The sequence below is a fragment of the Pseudomonas sp. B21-054 genome (genome assembly GCF_026016345.1).
Classification (GTDB): Bacteria; Pseudomonadota; Gammaproteobacteria; order Pseudomonadales; family Pseudomonadaceae; genus Aquipseudomonas.
Genome location: NZ_CP087204.1, coordinates 1,002,781 through 1,027,516, shown reverse-complemented (window position 1 = coordinate 1,027,516; position 24,736 = coordinate 1,002,781). Strand labels below are relative to the sequence as shown.

At 59.7% G+C, this 24,736-nt stretch carries 11 protein-coding genes; 9 read left to right on the top strand and 2 right to left on the bottom strand.

Annotated features, from left to right (window positions below):
- Positions 1 to 11 precede the first annotated feature (11 nt).
- A complete protein-coding gene (locus tag LOY70_RS04320; RefSeq protein WP_265033681.1) occupies positions 12 to 10,961 on the bottom strand; it encodes a filamentous hemagglutinin N-terminal domain-containing protein in 10,950 nt (3,649 codons plus the stop codon).
- Between the two features lie 292 nt (positions 10,962 to 11,253).
- On the opposite strand from LOY70_RS04320, the gene LOY70_RS04315 reads away from it, so the two are divergent.
- From LOY70_RS04315 to LOY70_RS04275, 9 genes are all read left to right on the top strand, one after another.
- Positions 11,254 to 12,855, top strand: coding sequence for an ABC transporter substrate-binding protein (locus LOY70_RS04315; RefSeq protein ID WP_265033679.1), 1,602 nt, complete (start codon positions 11,254 to 11,256; stop codon positions 12,853 to 12,855).
- Between the two features lie 255 nt (positions 12,856 to 13,110).
- The gene (locus tag LOY70_RS04310; protein ID WP_123342794.1) at positions 13,111 to 14,736 is read left to right on the top strand and encodes an ABC transporter substrate-binding protein; all 1,626 of its coding nucleotides are present in this window, start codon (positions 13,111 to 13,113) and stop codon (positions 14,734 to 14,736) included.
- A gap of 307 nt (positions 14,737 to 15,043) precedes the next feature.
- Entirely contained in the window at positions 15,044 to 16,645 is a 1,602-nt protein-coding gene (locus tag LOY70_RS04305) for an ABC transporter substrate-binding protein (RefSeq protein WP_123342795.1), read from the top strand.
- 171 nt (positions 16,646 to 16,816) lie between these two features.
- Positions 16,817 to 18,238 carry an OprD family porin gene (locus LOY70_RS04300; RefSeq protein ID WP_265033675.1) on the top strand — a complete coding sequence of 474 codons (1,422 nt, stop codon included), beginning with the start codon at positions 16,817 to 16,819 and terminating at the stop codon, positions 18,236 to 18,238.
- Positions 18,239 to 18,314: 76 nt separating this feature from the next.
- Positions 18,315 to 19,910, top strand: a complete 1,596-nt coding sequence (locus LOY70_RS04295; protein ID WP_265033673.1) for an ABC transporter substrate-binding protein — start codon at positions 18,315 to 18,317, stop codon at positions 19,908 to 19,910.
- A 73-nt stretch (positions 19,911 to 19,983) separates the two neighbouring features.
- Entirely contained in the window at positions 19,984 to 20,994 is a 1,011-nt protein-coding gene (locus tag LOY70_RS04290) for an ABC transporter permease subunit (RefSeq protein WP_123342798.1), read from the top strand.
- 10 nt (positions 20,995 to 21,004) lie between these two features.
- Positions 21,005 to 21,916, top strand: a complete 912-nt coding sequence (locus LOY70_RS04285; protein WP_123416452.1) for an ABC transporter permease subunit — start codon at positions 21,005 to 21,007, stop codon at positions 21,914 to 21,916.
- Positions 21,917 to 21,926: 10 nt separating this feature from the next.
- Positions 21,927 to 22,895, top strand: coding sequence for an ABC transporter ATP-binding protein (locus tag LOY70_RS04280; RefSeq protein WP_123342799.1), 969 nt, complete (start codon positions 21,927 to 21,929; stop codon positions 22,893 to 22,895).
- Positions 22,895 to 23,875 (top strand): peptide ABC transporter ATP-binding protein, encoded by a 981-nt coding sequence (locus LOY70_RS04275; protein WP_265033670.1) that lies wholly within the window; start codon positions 22,895 to 22,897, stop codon positions 23,873 to 23,875. The genes LOY70_RS04280 and LOY70_RS04275 overlap by 1 nt, the downstream gene beginning before the upstream one ends.
- A 161-nt stretch (positions 23,876 to 24,036) precedes the next feature.
- On the opposite strand, the gene LOY70_RS04270 is transcribed toward LOY70_RS04275, so the two are convergent.
- Positions 24,037 to 24,486 (bottom strand): hypothetical protein, encoded by a 450-nt coding sequence (locus LOY70_RS04270; RefSeq protein ID WP_265033668.1) that lies wholly within the window; start codon positions 24,484 to 24,486, stop codon positions 24,037 to 24,039.
- Positions 24,487 to 24,736: the final 250 nt, after the last annotated feature.

Genomic DNA, 24,736 nt, shown 5'->3' with positions numbered 1-24,736 from the left:
CTAACAAATATCTACTTTCCGAAAGTGACATAGATAATTTCGCCAATGTTTTCAATTTTTTCGACCTTCGTGTATCCGTATTTTTGGGATATCTGGCCTGTCCAAGTATTCAAAGCAGCATTTTCTTTTGACATTCCATTGGCAATATTCTGCAGATATTTAGCCGTATTAACGCTGTCAGTACCCGCCTCCCAGGCCCCACGGATTTGGTTGACCTGGATACCTTCATTGCCGAGGCGTTGCATTGCGCTGGCGAACATATCGGTGCCTGATGCATCGTAGAAAGGATGATTTTGTGCTGCACGAATCTCAAATCCCAGCACTCCTGCTTTATCCACATTCACGACCAATCCCGCTACGCCCTCAGGGTTGCCATACCTGAGAGTAGTGCCCCCGTTGGACACGCTCATAATGAAGTCATTTGTGACATTTACTTTGGGAATGGGTGGTTCAAGTCTCCCCAGTTCTTTTGCACCGCCTACGGCACCACCTGCCGCAGCAAGCCGCCTAGCCAGCAAAGCCCTTAATACCGCAGGCGCGCCCGTAGCCGCAAGCGCAGCATCCAAATCCCAGGTGACCCTTTCGATCCCACCGCCGACTATGGTTGAAACCCTTTGCACCAAATCGTTGAACTCGTCCCTGCTACTGGAAACTCCAGCGATTTCCCTCAGATAAGTGACGGCGTCTCCACCGAACTGCTCCCTCCAGGCCGTGGGAACGATCTCCGGGTCGTTGGCCCAGTTGGTGTTGCTAGACCATTGAGACGCGGTGTTGAACAAGCCAGAATCAACGAACTGAGTCTTCGTCGCCTGAAACGCATGTACCTCGGCACCATTGGCGACAATTGTGCGCCCGTCGCCCCAGGTGAGCGCAATGTTCTGAGCAGCCAATCCTTGAATGCTTTCGGTCGCCTTTAGCAAGTCTTGCGCAAGGTGCTGACCTTCAGGGTTGCCCGGGGGGAAGCTCTTCACAAGTGCCTGCAACCGCGCGTTTTCGGTAGCGTCAACTTGAGCATTGGCAGCAAGAAGCAGTACTTCTTCCCAAGACATATCCGACTGAGGCTTGCCCTTCTTTTCAAGAGCCTTGGCCTCATCAGCAAGCGCTTTCTTCTCCGACGAATGCAACAGCCGATTATAGGAAGTCGCACTGCCCGCCACCCATGACCCGGTCTGAAGGCTCTTTGCATCCCCTCCCTGCGCAGCGGCCGCAAGCACGCCTACTATTTGGGAGTTCATTACCAGAAGCCTGTCCTTTTGCTCCTTGGTCATTTTGGTGTACTGCTCGGCCAAGCTATCAATCAACAACTCGTTGGCACCCGCAGCCAGCGCGCCGGTTTTGAAATCACCGCCAGCCGCCTCAGCCGCCAGTCCGCCCATGACCGCGTGCAAGCCAACCTTGGCCAGCCCCCCTTCTTTCAAATCGAATTTCTTGCCAAGATCCCCAACGAGATTGAATCCCGCCGCAGCAAAGGTATTCGCCAAACTGCTACGCAGGGCGTTATCGAACTGGCTGTCACCACCAAGCGCCCGGTCCAACAAGGTTGAGGTACCGTTCTGCAGCAATTGGTTAGCGCCGAACCGACCGATTCCTTCCAGACTCCCTAAGCCGCCTTGCGCAATGACTTTACCTGCGTTAGGCAAGGCGCCCTCCACAGTGGTGGTGGTACTGGTCATCTTGTCGAAGATGCTGGCCGTCAGTCCCGCCGTAACCCCCGAAACCACGTAACCGCGCAAGGCATCCGAAGAAGTTACATCCTTGAATACGGCGCCCAGATTCCCGCCGTTATTGATAAAGCTGATGGAGGCGTTGCTTGCGGCGCCCGTTGCGACAGCCGTAAGCGCCACGTTCGCCCAACCTGCGGCCACAGTTGAAGTGGCCACTGTGCCACCGACTACCGTCGATCCGGCCACTGTTCCGGCCGCCATGGCGGTCCCTGAGCCTGCGGTGGCCCCGGCCATGCTGCCAATCAGGCCACTGGCCGCACCTGCTGTGAAATAGACCACAAGGATCGCAATGATCATCTGCACAGCCGGCCCCATACCTGAGTGGCTGTACTTGTAGGAGTCGTGGACTTCCTTGACCTTGCGCCAATCCACATCACCGCGCTTCTCGGCCTCGGCCAACCAAGCCAGTTGCGGATCAGCATCGACCATGGCTTTGATCGATTGGTGAACGGTCTCCTGATTGACTTGCTTGATGTCGATGTTTAGTCCATCGACGGCTTTGATCGCGATGGCACCGGCAGCAACCATCTGTGTCTGGCGCAGGGTTTCGTCGGTTCTGCCCTTGCCCGACATCGAACTCCAGGCCATGCTGCTTTTGCTTTTTGAATGATCCTCTTTATGCAGATCTTTTACGGCTTCGAAAGTAATCGAACCGCCACTGTCCAGTGTGATGTTCTTCCCGCTTTCGAGCTTAGCCGCCTGGTATCGCTGATCGCCTCCGCTCTCCAGAGTCAGGTCGCCGCCCGTGGTGATCGCGCTGCCGACATGACGCACGTCCGTCACTTCGTCACGCTTGGTCTTCTTTTTCCCCCAACTGCCCTTACTCTTTTTCTGGTAAAGCGAGTAGTCGCTGTCGGTCTCGGCGATCAGTTCGAGCTGGTCGCCGGCGTAGAGATAAGCCTCGTCACCGGCACTGACGCGACTGGAGATCAGGCGAAGATCCTCACCCGCGGTCATAGAGACGTCACCGCCAGCATTCAGGCTCGTGCCGACCTGGCGGACGTGATCTTCCTGGCGGGTGACCTTTTTACTCTTGGAGTAGAAGTGATCCTCGTTGGCTGCCGACGCCAGAGTCATGTCGTTGACCGCGTCAATGGCAATGTTGCGCTTGGCTTCGAGATTGCTACCGATGGCGGCAAAATCCCGCCCTGCCCCCATATCCAGGTCGCGACCGGCAGTGATCTGCGAGCCGGACTGCTTGATGGACTCACTGCGATTGCGAGTACCGTTTTGGTAGCTGTAGGTCTGTTCGGCAGATCCGATCAGCAGGTCACGCCCAGTGCGGATCTCCAGATCGCGACCGGCCTGCATCACGCCCCCTATATTGAGCATGTCGCGACCGACACCGAAGGTCAGGTCGTTGGTCGCTTCGATGCGCGCGGCATTGTCCAGCCTGCCTTCAATGACGTAACCACCCTTCTGCACCGTCTGGGTACGTTCGTTGATCACATCGCCCAACAGGCTATTCATCCTGACATCACGCCCATTGATGATGCCTCCGGCGCCGTTGATCAGGGTGTTGCCTGCCAGCAAGTCGACGCGACCGCCTGCTTGGATCAAACCACTGTTGACCAGGTCTTGACCGGCACTGGCCGACAGATTGTTCTTGGCACGCAGGGTCCCACTGTTCTCCAGGTTCTGACCGGCGATCAGGTTCACATCCTGGCCTTCGATCAGCGCGCCAGTCGGCGCCAGGCGGTCGTTGGCGTGGGCCAGGTAGAGCACCGGCACCAGCACCTTCTCGCCCATGACTTCGTGCTCTTCAAGCCAGACGATATCGTGGGTCAAGGCCGCCACTTGAGAGCCGGTCAGGGTAACGCCTACCGATAGACCCAGTTGCTGCTTGCTGGCGATGGCGTTGTCCATCAGATACCGGTACAGCGCCTCGTCAGATGTCTGCCCATCAATGAAGCGCTTGCCAGTGCGAGCCGCCACCGCCTGCTGGATCATCTGCTGCTCGAAGTAGCCATCGCCCAAGCGCTTCCAGCTGGCGTCCGAGTCATACCCCAACTTGTCCAGGAGATAATCCGAGCTCATGAATTGCTTGAGGTCAGCCAGTGCAGGATCGGTCTCGACCAGATATTTATGCGGCTGCGGTCCGCGGCTGTTGACGGGTAGGCCCTGGACTCGAGCGATGCTCTGCGGATTGACCACGGTGGCGGTGTTGGAGACGCCCTGCGCTGCTGCGGGAAGCACCTGCGGCAGCACCGCTGAAGCGCCAGGCTGGAAGATCGGTCCATTGCCGCCGCTCAGCTGGGTTGGGCCGGTCAGATCCAAAGGTTGCTGGCGTTGGGCGAGGCCGATGCTGGCACCTCCCAGGGTCCAATTGGCCGGCGACGGTGCGACGCCAGAGGCGTTGGCCTGGCTTGCGGCTAGAGCGCTCAGACGGAACAAACCGCTGCCGCCCGTGGGCAGGGCGAAGCCTGGTAGGTCCAGCGGGTTGACCTGACGCTGGGCCAGGTCCGGCGGCAACTGCGCATTGATGCGTGCAGTGTTGGGATTGACCCGGCTGCCGGCCTGAGTGTTTGCCGCGCTCAGGGCTTGGCTGGAATAGCCGGTGTTCTGGCGCGTAACGCCGTTGCCCAGCGTCTGGCTGGCGGTGATGTTAACCGCGCCGCCGGCCTGAATGACGGCATTGGCGGCCACGCCTGTGTTGGTTTGCGTCTCGCGTGTATCGATCAGCGTATAACCCAGGATTTTGCTGGGTACTGCATATCCCGAGTTAGGCCGGTAGTTGGGGTTGGCTATGCCGGTGTCCTGTTTCCCTCGGTCAACCGGTGACATGTAACTGCCGCCGTCGCCGTCATACCATTCTTCCTGGTAGACGTACTGGGTTTTTGAGTTGTATTTGGCGTATTCGGCGATTGCCCCGCCCTCACGCGTCAGGCTGTCCCAGACGGAGCTTCGCTCGCTGTCGTTGGGATTGCGGAACTGCCGGGTGCGCAGCACGCTCTCTGTGGATGCCCCCTCGTTGTTGAAGTTATCTGCGCTGATGTCGATTGAGGACGCGGCGCTGACAGTACTGTGCTTGTTCTCAAAAAGTGACGACTGCACTTTCAGCGCGGCGCCAGCATTGATTGATGCCGCTGCGGAGTCCGCCTGCACGGAACGCACAATCTCTTCGGTCAGGTAATAGAAGAAGTCGTAGTGCCGTCCTTTACAGTTAAGACACTGGTAAGTGATGGTGCCGGAAACCAACTGTTCGCTGACGGAGAACGCATCCTTGCGGTTGCTGACCGTACTGGCGTATAGCCCCATCGCCCCACCGCTCTGCAAAGTGGCCGATACGTTGTCGATGCGGTTGGCGCGGTTGAGCGCTGCATCGCCAGCCACCAGCAGGCCTCCCAGGCTATAAACCGTAGCGAAACGGTTGGTGAAGTCGCCGACCAGCAGGCGCATGTCACCACCGCTGGAAATCAAACTTTGATTACCCGCATCGGCACCCTCGTTGCGCAGCACCTGGCTGACTAGGTCAAGCTTGCCGCCACTGCCGATCGTGCCGCTGTTGCTCAGGTTGGCGGTATTGAGGGTCAGGTTTCCGGCCGAGGTGATGCGCCCCTGATTGACCAACGTACCACCGGCCCTGACCTGCACATCGCTCGCACCGGCGATGCGTCCAGCGCCCAACACCTGTACAGCGGCGGCGCTCAGGCCGAGATTGTCGAGGCTGGTGACCTGGCCGCTACCTGCGTATAGCCCGGTCAGGGCAACGTCCAGTGTGCCGTTACTGGCGATCAGACCATTGTTGGTCCAGTTACCTCCACGCCCCACCAAACTGTCGGTCGCCAGCAACTGGCCGCTGCCAGTCAGCGTCAGTTGACCGACGTCGATGTTCAGCCGCGCGGCTTGGACCACGCTGCTGTTGGTCCAGTTGGCGGCGCTCACGGTCAGGCCCCCGAGGGTCACAATGTCACCACCGGCACTGCCCAGGTTGGCCAAGTCGATCTGGAATTCACCCGTACCGCCATGCAGCAGGCGACCGCCGGTGTTGAGGAAGCTGCCGGCCCGTAAGGTCAAGTCCTGGTTGGCGACCTCCATCACTCCATTGCGGTTGTCCAGCACGCCTGTCACTTGCAGGCGAGTGCTGCCGCCGCTGGCGAGGGTACGCAACTGGCCGCCCTGGTTGTTTAGGCTGGCCGCGCTCAAGCCGATGGAGCTGTCGCTTTCGAGGACGCCACCGACGTTGCTCAGAGCTCCCCCGAGGGTGAAATTCAAGGTCTCGCCCGCCAACTGTCCACCCGCGCCGTTATCCAGGTCGGCAGCGCTGATGCTGACCTGGCCCTGGGCGAAAAGGCCACCCCCACGGTTGTTAAGGTCGGCGGTGTTGATGACGACATCGCCAGCTTGAGCCGCAATCCGCCCACCGTTGTTGTTCAGGCCGGCCAAGGCGCGGATATCCAAGCGCTGGCCCTGGATCACGCCGCCCTTGTTGTTCACATCGAAGCCGTTGCGCAGTACGCCCACAGTGCGCGCTTCAAGGGCGCCCTTGAGCGCGGCAAGGGTGCCGCCGCGGTTGTCGATATTGGCTGCGGTAAGGCTGATGTTGCCGGTTTGGGCGATCAGCTTGCCACCCTGGTTGTCGAGATCACCACTCAGTACGAGATCCAGGCCGGTCTGCCCTTGCATCTCGCCCCTGCCGTTAGCCAAGCTCGCAGCATCGACTTCAACATCCGCCGTCTGGCTGTAGATCAGGCCGTTGGTATGGTTCTGCACGGTGCCGGTGGCGGTGATCGCCAGGGCATTTTTTGCTGCGACGGTGCCGGTGTTGCTGTTGTCCAGGGAGCCGGTGACCAGGGTCATTTGATCCTGGCTGGCGATTTGACCGCCCTGGTTGTTGATCGCCGTCGCACCTTTAACGGTCAGCGGGCCGGCGCTGGCCAGCTTGGCGCCGCTGTTGTTCAGCGCGCCATTGAGGTTCAGGTTGACCTCGGCGTTACCGATCAGGTTGCCCTGGCGGTTGTCCAGCTCATTGATGTTGAGGGTGAGCGTTTGCTGGGCGTTGACCGCACCACTGGCGTTCGCCACGGAAGTGGCTTTGATGGTCAGGCCTGCGCCGCTGTCGATCAGGCCGCCCTGACTGTTATCCAACGCACCGCTGAGGATGAGGTTTTGCGCACCGCCGCTGCTGAGAATGCCTTGAGTGTTGTCCACCGAAACGGCTGTCACACCGAGACTGTCCTGACTGACCAGCGCACCGCCGTTGCCGTTGAGCAGGTTGCCCAACAGGTTGAGGGTCACGTTGCCGTTGCGGCTGGACAGCGTGCCGTTGTTGCGGTTGTCCAGATCCGCGCCCTTGACTAGCAGCCCTTGCCAGCCGGAGATCAAACCGTTCTGGTTGATCAGTGCCTGGCCATCGAGGCCCAGGTTCTGGCTACTGATCAGCTTGCCGCCGCTGTTGTCCAGTGTCCGGCCGCCCAGGTTGAAACTTTGGCTGCTGGAGATTTCGCCACCCTGGTTATTCAGGTCGCGCAAGGCATTGAACGTCAGCGGACCTTTGGCGGTAATCAGGCCGTTGCGATTGTTCAAGTCGCCGTTTCCCAGGCTCAGGGTGACAGCTTTTTCACCCAGTAGGCGGCCGCCGTTTTGAGTCAGCGATGCCAGGGTCAAGCTCATGTCGCCCTTGGCCGACACTTCACCACCGTCGGCGGAATCCAGGGAATCGGCGCCGAGGGTGAGGTCGCCTTGGGCATTGATCAGGCCGTTGGCGTTGTTGTTCAGGGCCATGGCGTTGAGGACCAACGCGCCACCGGCCAATACGCTGCCGCCCTGGTTATTCAGGTCTCTGCTACTAAGGGTAAGCTGCTGCGCGGCGCTGATCAGGCCTTGGGCCTGGTTATCCAGTTGTTGATCGACGGTCAGGACGAGGTTGCCACGACTGGTGAGTGTGCCGCCGTTGTTGTTCAGGCTTTGCGCCTGGGTATCGACGGTCGCCGCGCCGATCAGGCCTTTGACGTTGTTCAGCGCCTGGGCGATGCGCAGGGTCAGGCTTTGGCTGCTCAGCACTTTGCCGTTGTCGTTGGTGAGGTTTTGCGCCGCCAGGGTAAAGGCTTCGGCACTGGAGATTTCGCCACCCTGGTTGTTCACGCCGTTGAGGTTTTTCAACAGCAGCGTGCCCGGGGCGTTGATCAGACCGCCCTGGTTGTTGAGCTGGCCGTTGTTCATGTCCAGGCTCAGCGTGGCGTTGCTGAACAGCTTGCCGCCCTGTTGATCGAGACCGGTAACCGACGCCGTCAACGCACCTTGGCTGCCGATGCTTGCGCCATCCTGGTTGGTGACTTGGCGAGCCACGAGGTTCAACGTGCTGCCACCGTTGAGACGCCCATTCTGGCTGTTATCGAAAGCACCGGTCGTGACGCCCACCGCGCCCTTGGCGCTGATGTGGCCCTGTTGACGATTGTCCAGTGCGGCGCTGGTAAGTAACAACGCGCCGTCGGTGACCAGTTCGCCGTCCTGGTTGTCGAGCCGCCCCAGGCTGTACACGGAAAGGTCGGCGGCGCTGGAAAGGCTGCCACCGGTGTTGGTGAGGTTGGCGGTGGTGATATGCAGCGTGCCTTCGCTGCTGAGTTGGCCTTGGTTGTTGAGCAGGTCGCGGCTCAGGTCGATGCGCTGATTCTGCTGGCTGATCAAGTATCCGCTGCTGTTGTCGAGGGAGCCGCCGTTCAGCGCTAATTCGGTCTTGGCACTGAGCAAGCCCTTGGTGCGGTTGAGCAATTTATCGACCGTCAGCTTCAGCGCTTGCCCGGCGAATATCTGGCCACCATCGCTGTTGTCGAGGTTCTGGCTGACCAGCGTGACGTCTTCGTTGCCCGTCAGTTCGCCGCCACGGTTATCGAGCTCGTCAACGTTCAGATCCAGGGTTTTCGTCGCGCCGATCAAGCCCGCCTGACGGTTGTCGAGACTGGTCGCCTTGAGCGCCAGAGCATCGGTGCTGATCAGAGTGCCTTGGCGGTTGTCCAGGGTGTTGACGGTGGCGTTGAGTCCGGTCTTGCCGGCAATGTCCCCGCCACGGTTGTCCAGGCGGTCCGCAACCAACAGCAGCGCACCGTCGGCGATCAATGATCCGCGCTGGTTGTCGAGTAGGGTGTCGACCGCCAGATCGAGTCGATCACGGCTACTGATCAGGCCATCGTTGTTGTCCAGGCGGTTGCTGCGGCTGTCCACCGATGCCGCCGAGATGACGCCTCGAACGTTGTTCAGCACTTGGACAATTCTGAGCATCAAGCCCTGGTTGCTCAGCAGTTTGCCGTCGTTGTTATCGAAGTTTTCCGCCGCCAGCGTGAACGCCTGCTTGCTGGAAATTTCCCCGTTCTGGTTGTTCACGTCCTTGAGGTTGTTCAACAGCAACGCACCCGAGGCGTTGATCAGACCGCCCTGGTTGTTCAACTGGCCGTGGTTCATGTCCAGGCTGAGGCGGGTGTTGCTGAACAGTTCGCCGTCCTGTTGATCGAGGCCGGTGACACTGGCATCCAGCGCCTTGGCACTGGCGATGCGGCCAGCGGCGTTGTTCACCTGACCGGCCTTCAGTTGCAGCGTGTCACTGCTGATCACGCTGCCCTGAGCGTTGAGCAATTGCCCGGCCAGGTCCAGGTTCAGCCCTTGTTGGGCAGAAAGCGATCCCTGGCGGTTATCCAGCGACCCGGCGCTTAATTGAGCGTTCTTGCTCGCCGTGAGGCGCCCGCTCTGGTTGTTTATCCGGCCGCTGACGGTGATGTCGAGCATCTGCCCCGCCGCCACCAGACCCGCAACGTTATCCAGCGAGGCAACGCGCAACGTGACGTTGTCCAGGCTGCTGACTTCGCCAGCGTTGTTGATCAACTGCCCGACATTGGTCGTCAGGTTGCCGTTGCTGTTGACGATGCCCTGGGAGTTAAGGAGTTTATCGGCGGTAACGTTGAGGGTATTGCTACTCAGCACCCGTCCCTTGTTCTGATTGTCCAGGGATGCAGCTTTTACCGTACCGGCCTGCCCGGCACTCAAGGTCCCGCCCTGGTTACTCAACGTCTGCGCAACGTTCGCCGTCAGGTTACGACTGGCAATGACACTCTTGCCGTTGTTGTTCAGGCTCTGCGCCGTGACACTCACATCCCCCGTGGCATTACGGGTGTTATCAGCATTAACCCCAGCCTCGATGATGCCGTTGTTACTCAACTGCCCACCCGCGTTCAGAACGATGCCGTCCCGCGCCGCGAGGGTTTTCTGGTTGGTCAGGTCGCCCTGGGTTTGCGCATTCAACGTCGTGCCCGCGTAGACCGGTCCCTTCGCATCGAGGCTGGCCGCCTTAACGTTCACAGCGCCACTGGCCGAGGTATCAACCATGCTCAAATGCCCATTGGCATCAAGCTGGATATCCCCCCCACTGGCAATCAACTTGCCGTCCAGCTTCACCCCGACCCCGGCCTCGGTGCCCACCAGCTTGATCGCCCCGGCGTACATCCCACCCAGCGCCGAAGAGTCGATGGCCAATTGCGGCTTGGCGCTGCCGTCATCGGCGCGGGCGGTGGCGCTCAAAGTGTCGGCGTTGACGTCATTGCGTCCGGCAACAATCGTCAGGTTTTTCGCCTGGATCTCGGCGTTGATCTTGGCGCTACGGGTGATGATTTCGAAGTGGTCGACGTTGTTGGCGTTAAGGCCTGCACCCTCGATGGCAACGCTGCCCTGATCCACTTGGTAACGATCCAGCCGACCGTTCTCCACCACTGGCTTGCCGGTGCTCAAGGTCACTTTCGGACTGTTGATAAAGCCGCAACCGTTGCAGCTGATGCCATAGGGGTTGGCGACGATGACGTGGGCCGACTGCCCGGCCACTTCGGTGTAGCCACGCAGCTGGCTGGGGTTGCCACCGTTGACTTCGTTGAGGATGGTTGTGGCGGCCGTGCCGTTGAGGTTCGGGTTGCCGAGGATGATCCCGCCCAGTTGCGTGGCCTGGGTGCGGTTTGTGGCGTTGTTGAGGATGACGCCGTTGCTGCCGACGTTGTAATCCGTGAACTGGTTGTGGGACAGACCGCTGCCGTTGGGACGGGCGATGTTGACGATGGGCACGCCGTTGCCTGCCTGGTCCAGGCCGGTGCCCGGCGCGCTGACGACAATGCCTTCGGCCTGGGCCCACATCGGTTGCCAGAACATGACGTTGGCCAGCAGGAACGCCAGGCCGCGCTTGGGCATGCCGAGAAACCGCTCGCGGTTTTTCAGGGCAGCAGAAGGTTGGCGGGCCAGGAAGGCGTATTGGCGGTCGTCCATGATCGGGTCTCGTTGCAGCGCAATTAAAGGTCATCCATGCCGAAGTCGGTCGGCAGCAGAGCCAAACATGACTTCGTCCCAAGGCGGGTAAGAGCGTGCTCGTCCCCGTCCTGAAAAGCAGTAGCAAAATAGTGGCGCGATACTAATTAGCCATTATTCCGGCGTCAATTAAATACTGCTGAAAAACGCGGTATACCCAAACCCGCGGTCATCCTCACTTTTAGATATTTCCTACGCGCCCGCCCGACCCGCTACCCTTCAGAAAAATCGTTATCAAGACCTAAGGGATTTCATGGACAGAACCACCTTCAAGCCCCTCTTACTCACGCTCGCCCTGTTCAGCAGCGCCCCAATGGCCCAAGCCGCCACCACCCTGGTCTACTGCTCCGAAGCCAGCCCCGCCGGGTTCGACCCCAGCCAATACACCAGCGGCACTGACTTCGATGCCTCGGCCGAAACCGTCTTCAACCGCCTCACCCAATTCAAGCGCGGCGGCACCGAGGTCGAACCCGGATTAGCCACGAGCTGGGACGTGTCGCCCGACGGCCTGGCCTACACCTTCCACCTGCGTGAAGGGGTGAAATTCCACACCACCGACTACTTCACCCCTACCCGCGACTTCAACGCCGACGACGTGCTGTTCACCTTCCAGCGCCTGCTCGACCCGCAACACCCGTTCCGCCAGGCCTACCCCACCGAGTCGCCGTACTTCACCGACATGGGCCTGAACACCACGATCAAAAGCGTGGAAAAAGTCGACGAGCACACCGTGCGCTTCAACCTCAATAACGTCGACGCCGCCTTCGTGCAGAACCTGGCGATGAGTTTTGCCTCCGTGCAGTCCGCCGAATACGCGGCGCAATTGTTGAAGGAAGGCAAAGCCGGCGACCTCAACCAGAAACCCATTGGCACCGGTCCGTTCGTGTTCAAGCGCTACCAGAAGGACTCGCAGATCCGCTACGCCGGCAACACGGCGTACTGGAAACCCGAGGACGTGAAACTCGACAACCTGATTTTCTCCATCACCCCGGACGCCGCCGTACGCCTGCAAAAGCTCAAGCGCGGGGAATGCCAGGTCAGCGGCTATCCGCGTCCGGCCGACATCGAATTGATCGAGCAGGACCCGAACCTGCAGGTGCTCAAGCAGCCCGGCTTCAACCTGGGTTTCCTGGCCTACAATGTCACGCACCCGCCCCTGGACCAGCTCAAGGTCCGCCAGGCGCTGGACATGGCCATCGATAAACCGGCGATCATCAAGGCTGTTTACCAAAGTGCCGGGCAACTGGCGCAAAACGCCTTGCCACCGGCCCAGTGGTCGTTCGACCCGAGCATCCAGGACGCGCCCCATGACGTGACCAAGGCCAAGGCGCTACTGAAGGAGGCCGGAGTGGCGCCCGGTACAACCATCGATTTATGGGCAATGACAGTGCAGCGCGCTTCCAACCCCAATGCGCGAATGTCTGCGCAGATGATCCAGCAGGACTGGGCCAAGATCGGGATCAAGGCCAACATCGTCAGCTATGAATGGGGCGAGTACATCAAGCGCGCAAAAAATGGCGAGCACGACGCAATGATTTACGGCTGGACCGGCGACAACGGCGATCCGGACAACTGGCTGGGGGTGTTGTACAGCTGCGCGGCGGTCAAGGGCAGCAACTACGCCAAGTGGTGCGACCCGGCGTATGACCAGTTGATCCAGCAGGCCAAGGTCTCGACCGACCGCCAGCAACGAATCGATTTGTATCGACAAGCGCAGAAAATCCTCAAGCAACAGGTGCCCATCACCCCCATCGCCAACTCCACGGTCTTCCAACCGATAAACAGGCAAGTGTTGGATTTCAAACTCAGCCCGTTTGGCCTTACACCCTTCTACGGCGTGGGTTTGACGAAGTAACACCCGCGCCAAACCGGTGCGCCACCATTTTATGGCGCACCGGCAGGGGGCGCTTTTGACGCCAAAAAAACACCCGCAAACGGTCAACTGCGTCAAAAGTTACACGAATGCGACATTAAGGTACGTTCGTGCCACTGTTTCAGGCTTGCAACCGCTCTGGATCTTGCATTGGGTATGGGGCCTGCATAAGTATCCGCAGGACGACTCACGAGGTCGCCCTCAAATCCAAAAATGACAACAAATCATGAGGCCAACATGCTTAAACAAGCGGTCATTCCGTTTTTAGTCGGCGCAAGCTTATTAGCCAGCGCACCTTTCGCCCAAGCCGCGACTAACCTGGTGTTCTGCTCCGAAGGGAGCCCGGCCGGTTTTGACCCTGGTCAGTACACCACCGGAACCGACTTCGACGCCTCTGCAGAGACCATGTTCAACCGTCTGACCCAGTTCGAACGCGGCGGCACCGCTGTGATTCCTGGCCTGGCGACCAAGTGGGATATTTCCGACGACGGCCTGACCTACACCTTCCACCTGCGTGAAGGCGTCAAGTTCCACACCACCCCGTACTTCAAGCCGACCCGCGAATTCAACGCCGACGACGTGCTGTTCACTTTCAACCGCATGATCAACAAGGACGACCCGTTCCGTAAGGCGTACCCGACCGAATTCCCGTACTTCACCGACATGGGGATGGACACCAACATCACCAAGATCGATAAAGTCGACGACCACACCGTCAAGTTCACCCTCAAGGATGTCGACGCCGCGTTCATCCAGAACATGGCCATGAGCTTCGCCTCGATCCAGTCCGCCGAGTACGCCGCCCAGCTGCTCAAGGAAGGCAAGGCCCCCGACATCAACCAGAAGCCGGTGGGCACTGGCCCGTTCGTGTTCAAGAGTTACCAGAAAGACTCCAACATTCGCTATAGCGGCAACAAGGACTACTGGAAGCCTGAGGACGTGAAGATCGACAACCTGATCTTCGCCATCACCACCGACCCGTCGGTGCGCATGCAGAAGCTGAAGAAGAATGAGTGCCAGATCACCCTCTTCCCACGTCCGGCCGACCTCAAGGCCCTGAAAGAAGACAAAACCCTGAAGATGCCTGACCAGGCTGGCTTCAACCTGGGCTACATCGCCTACAACGTGATGGACAAAATCAAGGGCAGCAACGAGCCGAACGTACTGGCCAACCTGAAGGTCCGCCAGGCGCTGGACATGGCAGTCAACAAGCCGCAGATCATCGACTCCGTCTACCAGGGCGCCGGCCAGCTGGCGGTCAACGCCATGCCGCCGACCCAATGGTCCTACGACACCACCATCAAGGACGCCAAGTACGACCCTGAGAAAGCCAAGGAGCTGCTCAAGGAAGCTGGCGTCAAGGAAGGCACCAACATCACCCTGTGGGCGATGCCGGTCCAGCGTCCGTACAACCCGAATGCCAAGTTGATGGCCGAGATGCTGCAGTCCGACTGGAAGAAAATCGGCCTGAACGTCAACATCGTCAGCTACGAATGGGGCGAGTACATCAAGCGTTCCAAGGGCGGCGAGAACCAGGCGATGATCATCGGCTGGAGCGGTGACAACGGTGACCCGGACAACTGGCTCAACGTGCTGTTCGGTTGCGACTCGCTGGCCGGCAACAACTTCTCCAAATGGTGTGACAAGAAATTCGACGGTCTGGTCAAGGAAGCCAAGCGCACCACCGACCAGGCCAAGCGCACCGAACTGTACAAACAGGCACAACACGTCCTCAAGGATGCCGTGCCTATGACACCTATCGCTCACTCGACGGTGTATCAACCCATGCGCGCCAACGTGCAGGACTTCAAGATCAGCCCCTTTGGCTTGAACTCCTTCTACGGCGTCAGCGTCAGCAAGTAAAGATAGGCAACGGCGGCGTGTTTAACGGCGCCGTTGCTTTATCTGCCGAGACCAAGACCTAGGAAATCGCCTACATCCAAAAGCACTGCGTACCACAGCAGTTGGTTTGGGACGTATCGTCTTTTCCCACAAGTCTTTCAGGCATTACGCATTTACTGTCTGGCCCCCCGGCTCATACCGTCGGGGCCTGGTCGACTTGCTGGCCCTGCGGCATCGCTGCGCAATGGATTGAACTCAGTGCCCCGGACAAGTCCCCGGAAAGATACCGGGTCACTGTTAAAACACCCCGAACGAGAGAGGGAGCGTCATGCGCCATACCTTGGTTTTATCCGCATTGCTGGGCACCGGCCTGCTGGCCGCTACATCCGCGGCCCAGGCCGCCGGCGGCAGCCTGGTGTTCTGCTCCGAAGGCAGCCCGGCCGGTTTCGACACGGCGCAATACACCACGGCCACCGACAACGATGCCGCCGAACCGCTGTACAACCGCCTGGCCGAGTTCGAAAAAGGCGCGACCAACGTCGTCCCGGGCTTGGCCACCAGTTGGGACATTTCCGAAGACGGCTTGAAGTACACCTTCCACCTGCGCGAAGGGGTGAAATTTCACACCACCGACTACTTCACGCCAACCCGGGACTTCAACGCCGACGACGTACTGTTCACCTTCAACCGCATGCTTGACCCGCAGCATCCGTTCCGCAAGGCCTACCCCACCGAGTTTCCCTACTTCAACGGCATGAGCCTGAACAAGAACATCGCCAAGGTGGAAGCGACGGGGCCGTTGACCGTGGTCATGACCCTCAACAGCGTGGACGCCGCATTCATCCAGAACATCGCCATGAGTTTTGCCGCGATCCTGTCGGCCGAATACGCCGACCAACTGCTCAAGAACGGCAAGCCGAGCGACATCAACCAGAAGCCGATCGGCACCGGGCCGTTCGAGTTCAAGAGCTACCAGAAAGACTCCAACATCCGCTATGTCGCCAACCAGCAGTACTGGGCGCCGGAGCGGGTCAAGCTGAACAACCTGATCTTCTCCATCAACACCGATGCCTCGGTGCGGGTGCAGAAGCTCAAGGCCAACGAATGCCAGATCACCCTGCATCCGCGTCCCGCCGACGTGCCGGCCTTGAAGAACGACCCCAAGCTGCAGTTGATCGAGAAGCCCGGCTTCAACCTCGGCTACATCGCCTATAACACCCGCCACAAGCCGTTCGATCAGGTCGAAGTGCGCCGGGCGCTGGACATGGCGGTGAACAAGCAAGGCATTCTCAATGCCGTGTACCAGGGCGCGGGACAACTGGCGGTCAACGCCATGCCGCCGACGCAGTGGTCCTACGACGACACCATCAAGGACGCCGCCTACAACCCGGAAAAAGCCAAGGAGCTGCTCAAGGCCGCCGGGGTCAAGGAGGGCACCGAAATCACCCTCTGGGCCATGCCCGTGCAACGTCCCTACAACCCCAACGCCAAGTTGATGGCCGAGATGCTCCAGGCCGACTGGGCGAAGATCGGCTTGAAAGTGAAGATCGTCAGCTACGAATGGGGCGAGTACATCAAGCGCACCAAGAACGGCGAGCACGACGTCAGCCTGATCGGCTGGACCGGCGACAACGGTGACCCGGACAACTGGCTGGGCACGCTGTACAGCTGCGATGCCATTGGCGGCAACAACTACTCCATGTGGTGTGACCAGGATTACGACAAACTGATCAAGCAGGCCAAGGTCGTCACCGACCGCGACCAGCGCACCGTGCTCTACAAACAGGCCCAGCAGTTGCTCAAGCAGCAAGTGCCGATCACCCCTGTTGCCCACTCGACGGTCAACCAGCCGCTGAGTGCCAAAGTCGAAGGGTTCAAAGTCAGCCCCTTCGGTCGCAACGTTTTTTCGGGCGTCAGCCTGAACCCATAACCGTCTAGCCACACAGCGCGGGCTTCCTTTGGAAGCCCCACGCAGACGCCTTGCCGTAATTCGCCGATCAGGCACCCAGCAAACGTTTGCAAGCTGTGAATGAGTTGTAAAACCGATAGCCGGATCACCCAAAAAGATCGGCATAAAAAAGAAAGAAAAGGAGCGTTACGGATGAAACTGAGCAGCACCGCAATACTGGCCTTGGCCATCAGCAGCGTCACGGCCACGGCTTACGCTGAATCTGTCAGTCAGGAATTCGTTCCTACCGCGCTGGCCGACAGCAGCGCTCAGAGCGAAGCAAAAGGCTTCATCGACGGCCAGAGTCTGGGAGGCACGACTCGCAACTGGTACTCCAACGAGTTGAAACGTCGTGACGACCGATTCAGCTACAAGCCAAACAGCGTAAAGAATGACCCGTCCGTGCCGGCTACTCCCGTTGCCCGTCGCATCAACTGGGTCCAGGGCACCATCGTCAACTACACCTCGGGCTTTACCCAAGGCACCGTCGGCGTCAGTACGGAAGTAGCCGCCTACAACGCCATCGTGTTGGATCAAGACCGCAAGCACATTGCCGGCGGCTCCAACCGCACCCTGGCCGACTCCAACGGCGATGCCGTTGACCAGTGGAGCAAACTGGGTTTGGCTAACGTCAAGTTCCGCGTATCGAACACGACGCTGACGGCGGGTCGCCAGAACTTCAGTACGCCAATCGTTGATGTGATCGGTAACCGTGCGCTGCCTTCGAGCTTCGAAGGTGTCAGCCTGCACAGTGAAGAATTCAACAACCTCTCGTTCGATCTGGCCGGTTTCGACCGCGTTTCGCCACGGACCGAGCAGAGTCTGTCGAAATTCCGCACCGAGTATTCCGCCACCGGCGTGGAAACCGACAAGGTCTACACCGCCGGCGTCAACTACCAGCCGTTCAAGAGTCTGAAAACCAGCCTGTATGGTGCCAAGGTCGAAGACTTCTGGAACCAATACTACTTCGGCGCTACTCACGAGTTGGGTGACAGCCAGGTGCTCAGCCTGACCACCAGCCTGAACTACTACAAAACCGTCGATGAAGGCAAAAAGTTGATGGGGGATATCGACAACGATACCTACTCCCTGTCGCTCGGCCTTGCTCACCAGGCCCACAGCCTGACGTTCTCCTATCAGGAAGTGAATGGCGACGAGTACTTCGACTACCTGCACGAAACCAACGGCATCTACTTGGCCAACTCCTTGCTGTCGGACTTCAACAGCCCGAACGAGAAATCCTTCCAGATCGCCTACGGCCTCAACATGGCCGAATACGGCGTACCAGGCCTGAAATTCAATATCTATCAGGCACGTGGCTGGGGCATCGACGGCACGCATTACCGTGGTACCGCTTATACCGACCCGGGCAAGCAGCGCGGCGACCTCAGCCTGATGGACGGCGAAACTCACTACGAATACGGTATCGGCGCCTCCTACGCCGTGCAGAGCGGCCCACTCAAGGCCACCGCGATTCGTGCGACCTACACCACTCACCGCGCCAGCGAAAACCAGGCTGATGGCAACATCAACGAGTTCCGTCTGGTGACCACCGTCCCGTTCAGCATTCTCTAAACGCTCCACCGAACGGTCGACTCACGAGGTCGGCCGTTCGGCTTTTTGCCATTTAACCGATTGCAGAGGATTGACGATGAACATGATCCCCCTTCGCGCCGCCATCGCCGCTGCGCTGCTGAGTGTCGCCGTTGGCGCCACGGCCAAACCCCTGGTGGTTTGTACAGAAGCCAGCCCGGAAGGCTTCGACATGGTCCAGTACACGACTGCAGTCACCGCCGACGCCGTGGCGGAAACCATTTTCAACCGCCTGGCCGACTTCAAGCCCGGCACCACCGAAGTGATTCCAGCCCTGGCCGAATCCTGGGACATCAGTGACGATGGCCTGACGTACACCTTTCACCTGCGCAAGGGCGTCAAGTTCCACACTACCGAATACTTCAAGCCGACCCGCGACATGAACGCCGACGATGTGGTCTGGAGCTTCCAGCGCCAGCTGGACCCGAATCACCCCTGGCACAAACTGTCGAGCGTGGGCTTCCCCTACTTTGAAAGCATGGGCTTCAAAGAGCTGCTCAAAAGCGTCGAGAAAGTCGACGAACACACGGTCAAGTTCAGCCTGACCCGCCGCGAAGCGCCCTTCCTGGCCGACGTCGCCATGGCCTTCGCGTCGATCTACCCGGCCGAATACGCTGACCAGTTGCTCAAGGCTGGCAAGGCCGGCGACCTCAACAGCAAGCCGGTCGGCACCGGCCCGTTCGTCTTCCAGCGCTACAACAAGGACGCCCAGGTGCGCTTCAAGGCCAACCCGGATTATTTCCGTGGCAAGCCGCCCGCCGATGCCCTGGTGCTGGCCATCGCCACCGACAACAACGTGCGCATGCAAAAGCTCAAGACCAATGAGTGCCAGATCGCGCTGTACCCCAAGCCCGATGACATTCCGAGCATCAAGAAAGACCCGAACTTGAAGGTCACCGAACTGGACGCGATGACGGTCTCCTACACCGCCCTGAACACCAGCCACAAATACATGAGCGACGTGCGGGTGCGCAAAGCCATCGACCTGGCCTTCGACAAGGAAGCCTATGTCAACGCGCTGTTCGGCAAGGGCAACGCTACCGTGGCGGTCAACCCGTACCCGCCGACCCTGCTGGGCTTCAACCACGACCTGAAGAACCCGCCCCGCAACCTCGACAAGGCCCGCGAGCTGCTCAAGGAAGCCGGCGTACCGGAAGGCACCGTGTTCACCCTGTTCACCCGCAACGGCGGCGGCCCGACCAACCCCAACCCGATGCTCGGCGCGCAGATGATGCAGGCGGACCTGGCGAAGGTCGGGATCAAGGTCGACATCCGCGTGATGGAATGGGGCGAAATGCTCAAGCGCGCGAAAAACGGCGAGCACGACATGGTCTCCGCCGGATGGGCGGGCGATAACGGCGACCCGGATAACTTCCTGACGCCTATGCTCAGTTGCGAAGCGGCCAAGAACGGCGAAAACTACGCGCGCTGGTGCAACGAGAAATTCCAGGCGCTGATCGACCAGGCCCGCGCCACAGTGAACCCCGAGGAGCGCGCCAAGCTCTATGAACAGGCCCAGGTGGTTTTCAACCAGGACCAACCGTGGATCAGCATGGCCCACACCCGCATGTTCACGGCAATGCGCAGCAACGTAGAGGGCTATGTGATTAGCCCGCTCTCCACCAACAACTTCGCCACCACCCAGGTGAAGTAGATAAGAAAACGCCCGGCATCCTTTATCAAGGGCTGCCGGGCACGCCTAACCGGCTGATGAGGTACACCTTAAGATGTTTAGTTTTATTGCCCGCCGACTGGGATTATTGATCCCCACGTTCTTCGGCATCACCTTGCTGACCTTCGCGTTGATTCGCATGATCCCCGGCGACCCCGTGGAAGTGATGATGGGCGAACGTCGGGTCGATCCCGAAATGCATGCTCAGGCAATGGAACGCCTTGGCCTCAACAAACCGCTGTATGCCCAATACCTGGACTACATCGGCAAACTGGCCCACGGCGATCTCGGCGAATCGCTGCGTACCCGTGAAAGCGTATGGAGCGAGTTCAGCTCCCTGTTTCCCGCGACCCTGGAACTGTCCATGGCCGCCCTGTTGTTCGCCGGTATCCTGGGCCTGCTGGCCGGGGTGATCGCGGCACTCAAGCGAGGATCCCTGTTCGACCATGGGGTGATGGGCATCTCCCTCGCGGGTTATTCGATGCCGATCTTCTGGTGGGGCCTGATCCTGATCATGTTCTTCTCGGTGTCCCTGGGCTGGACCCCGGTGTCCGGACGGATCGACCTGCTCTACGACATCGAGCCGCGGACCGGCTTCATGCTGATCGACACGCTGCTGGCCGATGAGCCGGGGGCGTTCCTCGATGCCTTGCACCACCTGATCCTGCCGGCCATCGTGCTGGGCACCATCCCGCTGGCGGTGATCGCCCGCATGACCCGCTCCTCGATGCTCGAAGTGCTGCGCGAAGACTACATCCGCACCGCCAAGGCCAAAGGCCTGTCGCCGTCGCGCGTGGTGTTCGTGCACGGCCTGCGCAACGCCCTGATCCCGGTGCTGACCGTGGTCGGCCTGCAAGTCGGCACGCTGCTGGCCGGTGCGGTCCTGACCGAAACGATCTTCTCCTGGCCGGGCATCGGCAAGTGGCTGATCGAAGCCATCGGCGCCCGGGATTATCCCGTGGTGCAGAACGGCATCCTGTTAATCGCCTGCCTGGTGATTCTGGTCAACTTCGTCGTGGACATCCTCTACGGCTTTGCCAACCCACGCATCCGTCACCAGCGCTGAGATCAAAACCATGAGTACTCCAACTACCTCGGTAGCAGTCGATCAAAGCCTGCTGTACCCGTCCCCGTACAAAGAATTCTGGCACGCGTTTTCCCGCAACAAAGGCGCCGTGGCCGGCTTGCTGTTCATGATCCTGATCGTGTTCTGCGCGCTCTTCGCCCCGTGGGTCGCACCCCATGACCCGAGCGAGCAGTACCGCGACTTCCTGCTGACGCCGCCGGCCTGGCTTGAAGGCGGGCAGATCCAGTTCCTGCTGGGCACTGATGAACTGGGCCGCGATTTGCTCTCGCGCCTGATCCAGGGTTCGCGCCTGTCGCTGCTGATCGGCTTGTCGTCGGTGGTGATGTCGCTGATCCCGGGCATCCTGCTGGGCCTGTTCGCCGGATTCTTCCCACGTATCCTCGGCCCGACCATCATGCGCCTGATGGACATCATGCTGGCCCTGCCTTCGCTGCTGCTGGCCGTGGCGATTGTCGCCATCCTCGGCCCTGGCCTGATCAACACCGTGATCGCCATCGCCATCGTCTCGCTGCCGTCCTACGTGCGCCTGACCCGCGCCGCCGTGATGGGCGAGCTGAACCGTGACTACGTGACTGCCGCGCGCCTGGCCGGTGCCGGCCTGCCGCGCCTGATGTTCATCACCGTGCTGCCCAACTGCATGGCACCGCTGATCGTGCAGGCGACCTTGAGCTTTTCCTCGGCGATCCTCGATGCCGCCGCCCTGGGCTTCCTCGGCCTCGGCGTACAGCCACCGACCCCGGAGTGGGGCACCATGCTGGCCTCGGCCCGCGACTACATCGAACGCGCCTGGTGGGTGGTGAGCCTGCCCGGTTTGACCATTTTGCTCAGCGTGCTGGCAATCAACCTGATGGGCGACGGTTTGCGCGATGCGCTGGACCCGAAACTCAAGAACGCCGCCTGAGGAGATTCCCATGTCACTGCTAGAAATCAAGAATCTCAACGTTCGCTTCGGCGACGCCACCGCCGTTCCGGTGGTCGACGGCCTCGACCTGACCGTGGAAAAAGGCGAAGTGCTGGCCATCGTTGGCGAATCGGGCTCGGGTAAATCCGTGACCATGATGGCGCTGATGGGCCTGATCGAGCACCCTGGTATCGTCACCGCCGACGCGCTGAACTTCGACGGCAAGAACATGCTCAAGCTGAGCAACCGCCAGCGCCGGCAGATCGTCGGCAAGGACCTGGCGATGGTCTTCCAGGACCCGATGACCGCGCTCAACCCCAGCTACACCGTGGGTTTCCAGATCGAAGAAGTGCTGCGCCTGCACCTGAAGATGTCCGGCAAGGCCGCCCGCAAGCGCGCCATCGAACTGCTGGAAAAAGTCGAGATACCTGGCGCCGCCAGCCGCATGGACGCCTACCCTCACCAGTTGTCCGGGGGTATGAGCCAGCGCGTGGCAATTGCCATGGCCATTGCCGGCGAGCCGAAACTGTTGATCGCCGACGAACCGACCACCGCCCTGGACGTGACCATCCAGGCCCAGATCATGGACCTGCTGCTGGCCCTGCAAAAAGAGCAGAACATGGGCCTGGTGCTGATCACCCACGACCTGGCCGTGGTGGCCGAAACCGCTCAACGCGTGTGCGTGATGTACGCCGGCCAAGCGGTGGAAGTGGGCAAGGTGCCGGAGCTGTTCGACATCCCGGCCCACCCGTACAGCGAAGCGCTGCTGGCGGCGATTCCGGAGCACAGCATGGGCGCCGAGCGCCTGGCCACGCTGCCGGGCATCGTGCCCGGTCGCTACGACCGTCCGCAAGGCTGCCTGCTGTCGCCGCGCTGTCCTTACGTGCAGGACAACTGCCGCGTACAACGCCCCGCCCTTGACCCGAAAACCGCCAGCCTCGCCCGCTGCTTCTATCCGTTGAACCAGGAGGTGGCGTGATGGCCGTCGTACTTACCGCCCGTGACCTGACCCGTCATTACGAAGTGTCCCGTGGCATGTTCAAGGGCCATGCGAACGTGCGCGCACTCAATGGCGTGTCGTTCGAACTGGAAGCCGGCAAGACCCTCGCCGTGGTGGGTGAATCCGGTTGCGGCAAATCCACCCTCGCCCGGGCCCTGACGCTGATCGAAGAGCCGTCCTCCGGCTCCTTGAAAATCGCCGGCCAGGAAGTGACCGGCGCCAACAAGGCCGAACGCAAGCAATTGCGCAAAGACGTGCAGATGGTGTTCCAGAGCCCTTATGCGTCCCTCAACCCACGGCAAAAAATCGGCGATCAGCTGGCCGAGCCGTTGTTGATCAATACCAACCTGTCGGCCACCGAGCGGCGCGAGAAAGTCCAAGCGATGATGAAGCAGGTGGGCCTGCGCCCCGAGCATTACCAGCGCTACCCGCACATGTTCTCCGGCGGCCAGCGCCAGCGCATCGCCCTGGCCCGCGCCATGATGCTGCAACCCAAGGTACTGGTGGCAGACGAACCGACGTCGGCGCTGGACGTGTCGATCCAGGCCCAGGTGCTGAACCTGTTCATGGATTTGCAGCAGGAATTCAACACCGCCTACGTGTTCATTTCCCACAACCTGGCGGTGGTGCAACACGTGGCCGACGACGTGATGGTGATGTACCTCGGTCGTCCGGTTGAAATGGGCCCCAACAAGTCCATCTACAGCCGCCCGCTGCACCCGTATACCCAGGCGCTGCTGTCGGCCACGCCGACCATCCACCCGGACCCGAACAAGCCGAAGATCAAGATCGTCGGCGAACTGCCCAACCCGCTCAACCCACCGTCCGGCTGCGCCTTCCACAAGCGCTGCCCGTACGCCACCGAGCGTTGCACAACGGAAGAACCGGCCCTGCGATTGCTGGATAACCGGCAGGTGGCGTGTCACTACGCCGAGCGGTTCCTCGACGGCGCGGCGTAAGGCAAAGCGTCAGTAAAGGTTCTCTGTGGCGAGGGGATTTATCCCCGCTGGGCCGCGAAGCGGCCCTGTTTTTGGCCTGCTACGCAGTCCAGCGGGAGCAAGCTCCCTCGCCAACAGATAAAACTCTCACCGCAGGCAAGGCACCCCGCGAAAATGAGTAACTATTTCAGACTAAAATTTCCTTTTTCATCCAGCACCTTTTTATTAGTCTCCTGAATCCCTACAAAATGACCACGAGCCTCAACCTTCTTTACTTCCGAGTCCTTGGACATCTCTAAGCCAAAGGTGCGTATTTCAACGTTCTCGTTTTCCGCATCGAATATTTCAAAATTAACAACTCCAGACGTTCCGTTATATATTTTCTTGTCGGGGTCCCTGTAATACGCCGCAGCTGTCCCTATACCCCCATACTGCTCAATAGCAAAACTTTGCCCTTGTTTAATATCCAGTGTGCGAACAAAAAAATGTAGCCACTCTCCTTTGGCATTACTACCTTCAAACGTATATCCCTTATCGGCCAAATTTCGTTGGGCCGAAACATCGGTAGTAGAAAATCCAGACGGTGAAGTCCCCGTCGCCCGCAGCTCTCCTGTAGTCACTTTGGTACTCATCATGCGTCTCCTTGTCCGTTATTAAAAACTGCCATTAACGAATACATTTATAGGGGGACACAGGAAGGCTCGTCCACTGTCAGCTCTGACAGGTGAAGAGACTTTATTGTGATAAGCGAATCGCTCCATTTCAAAAAAAAGCATAACTAAATGCGGGAGGACGACATCCGATATTCTTTATTATTCTGGTAGTTCTCAGCGCTGCCCCCCCCCCTAAAAATCAGGTTGTTTGGTTCGGGGGACAGGGTAA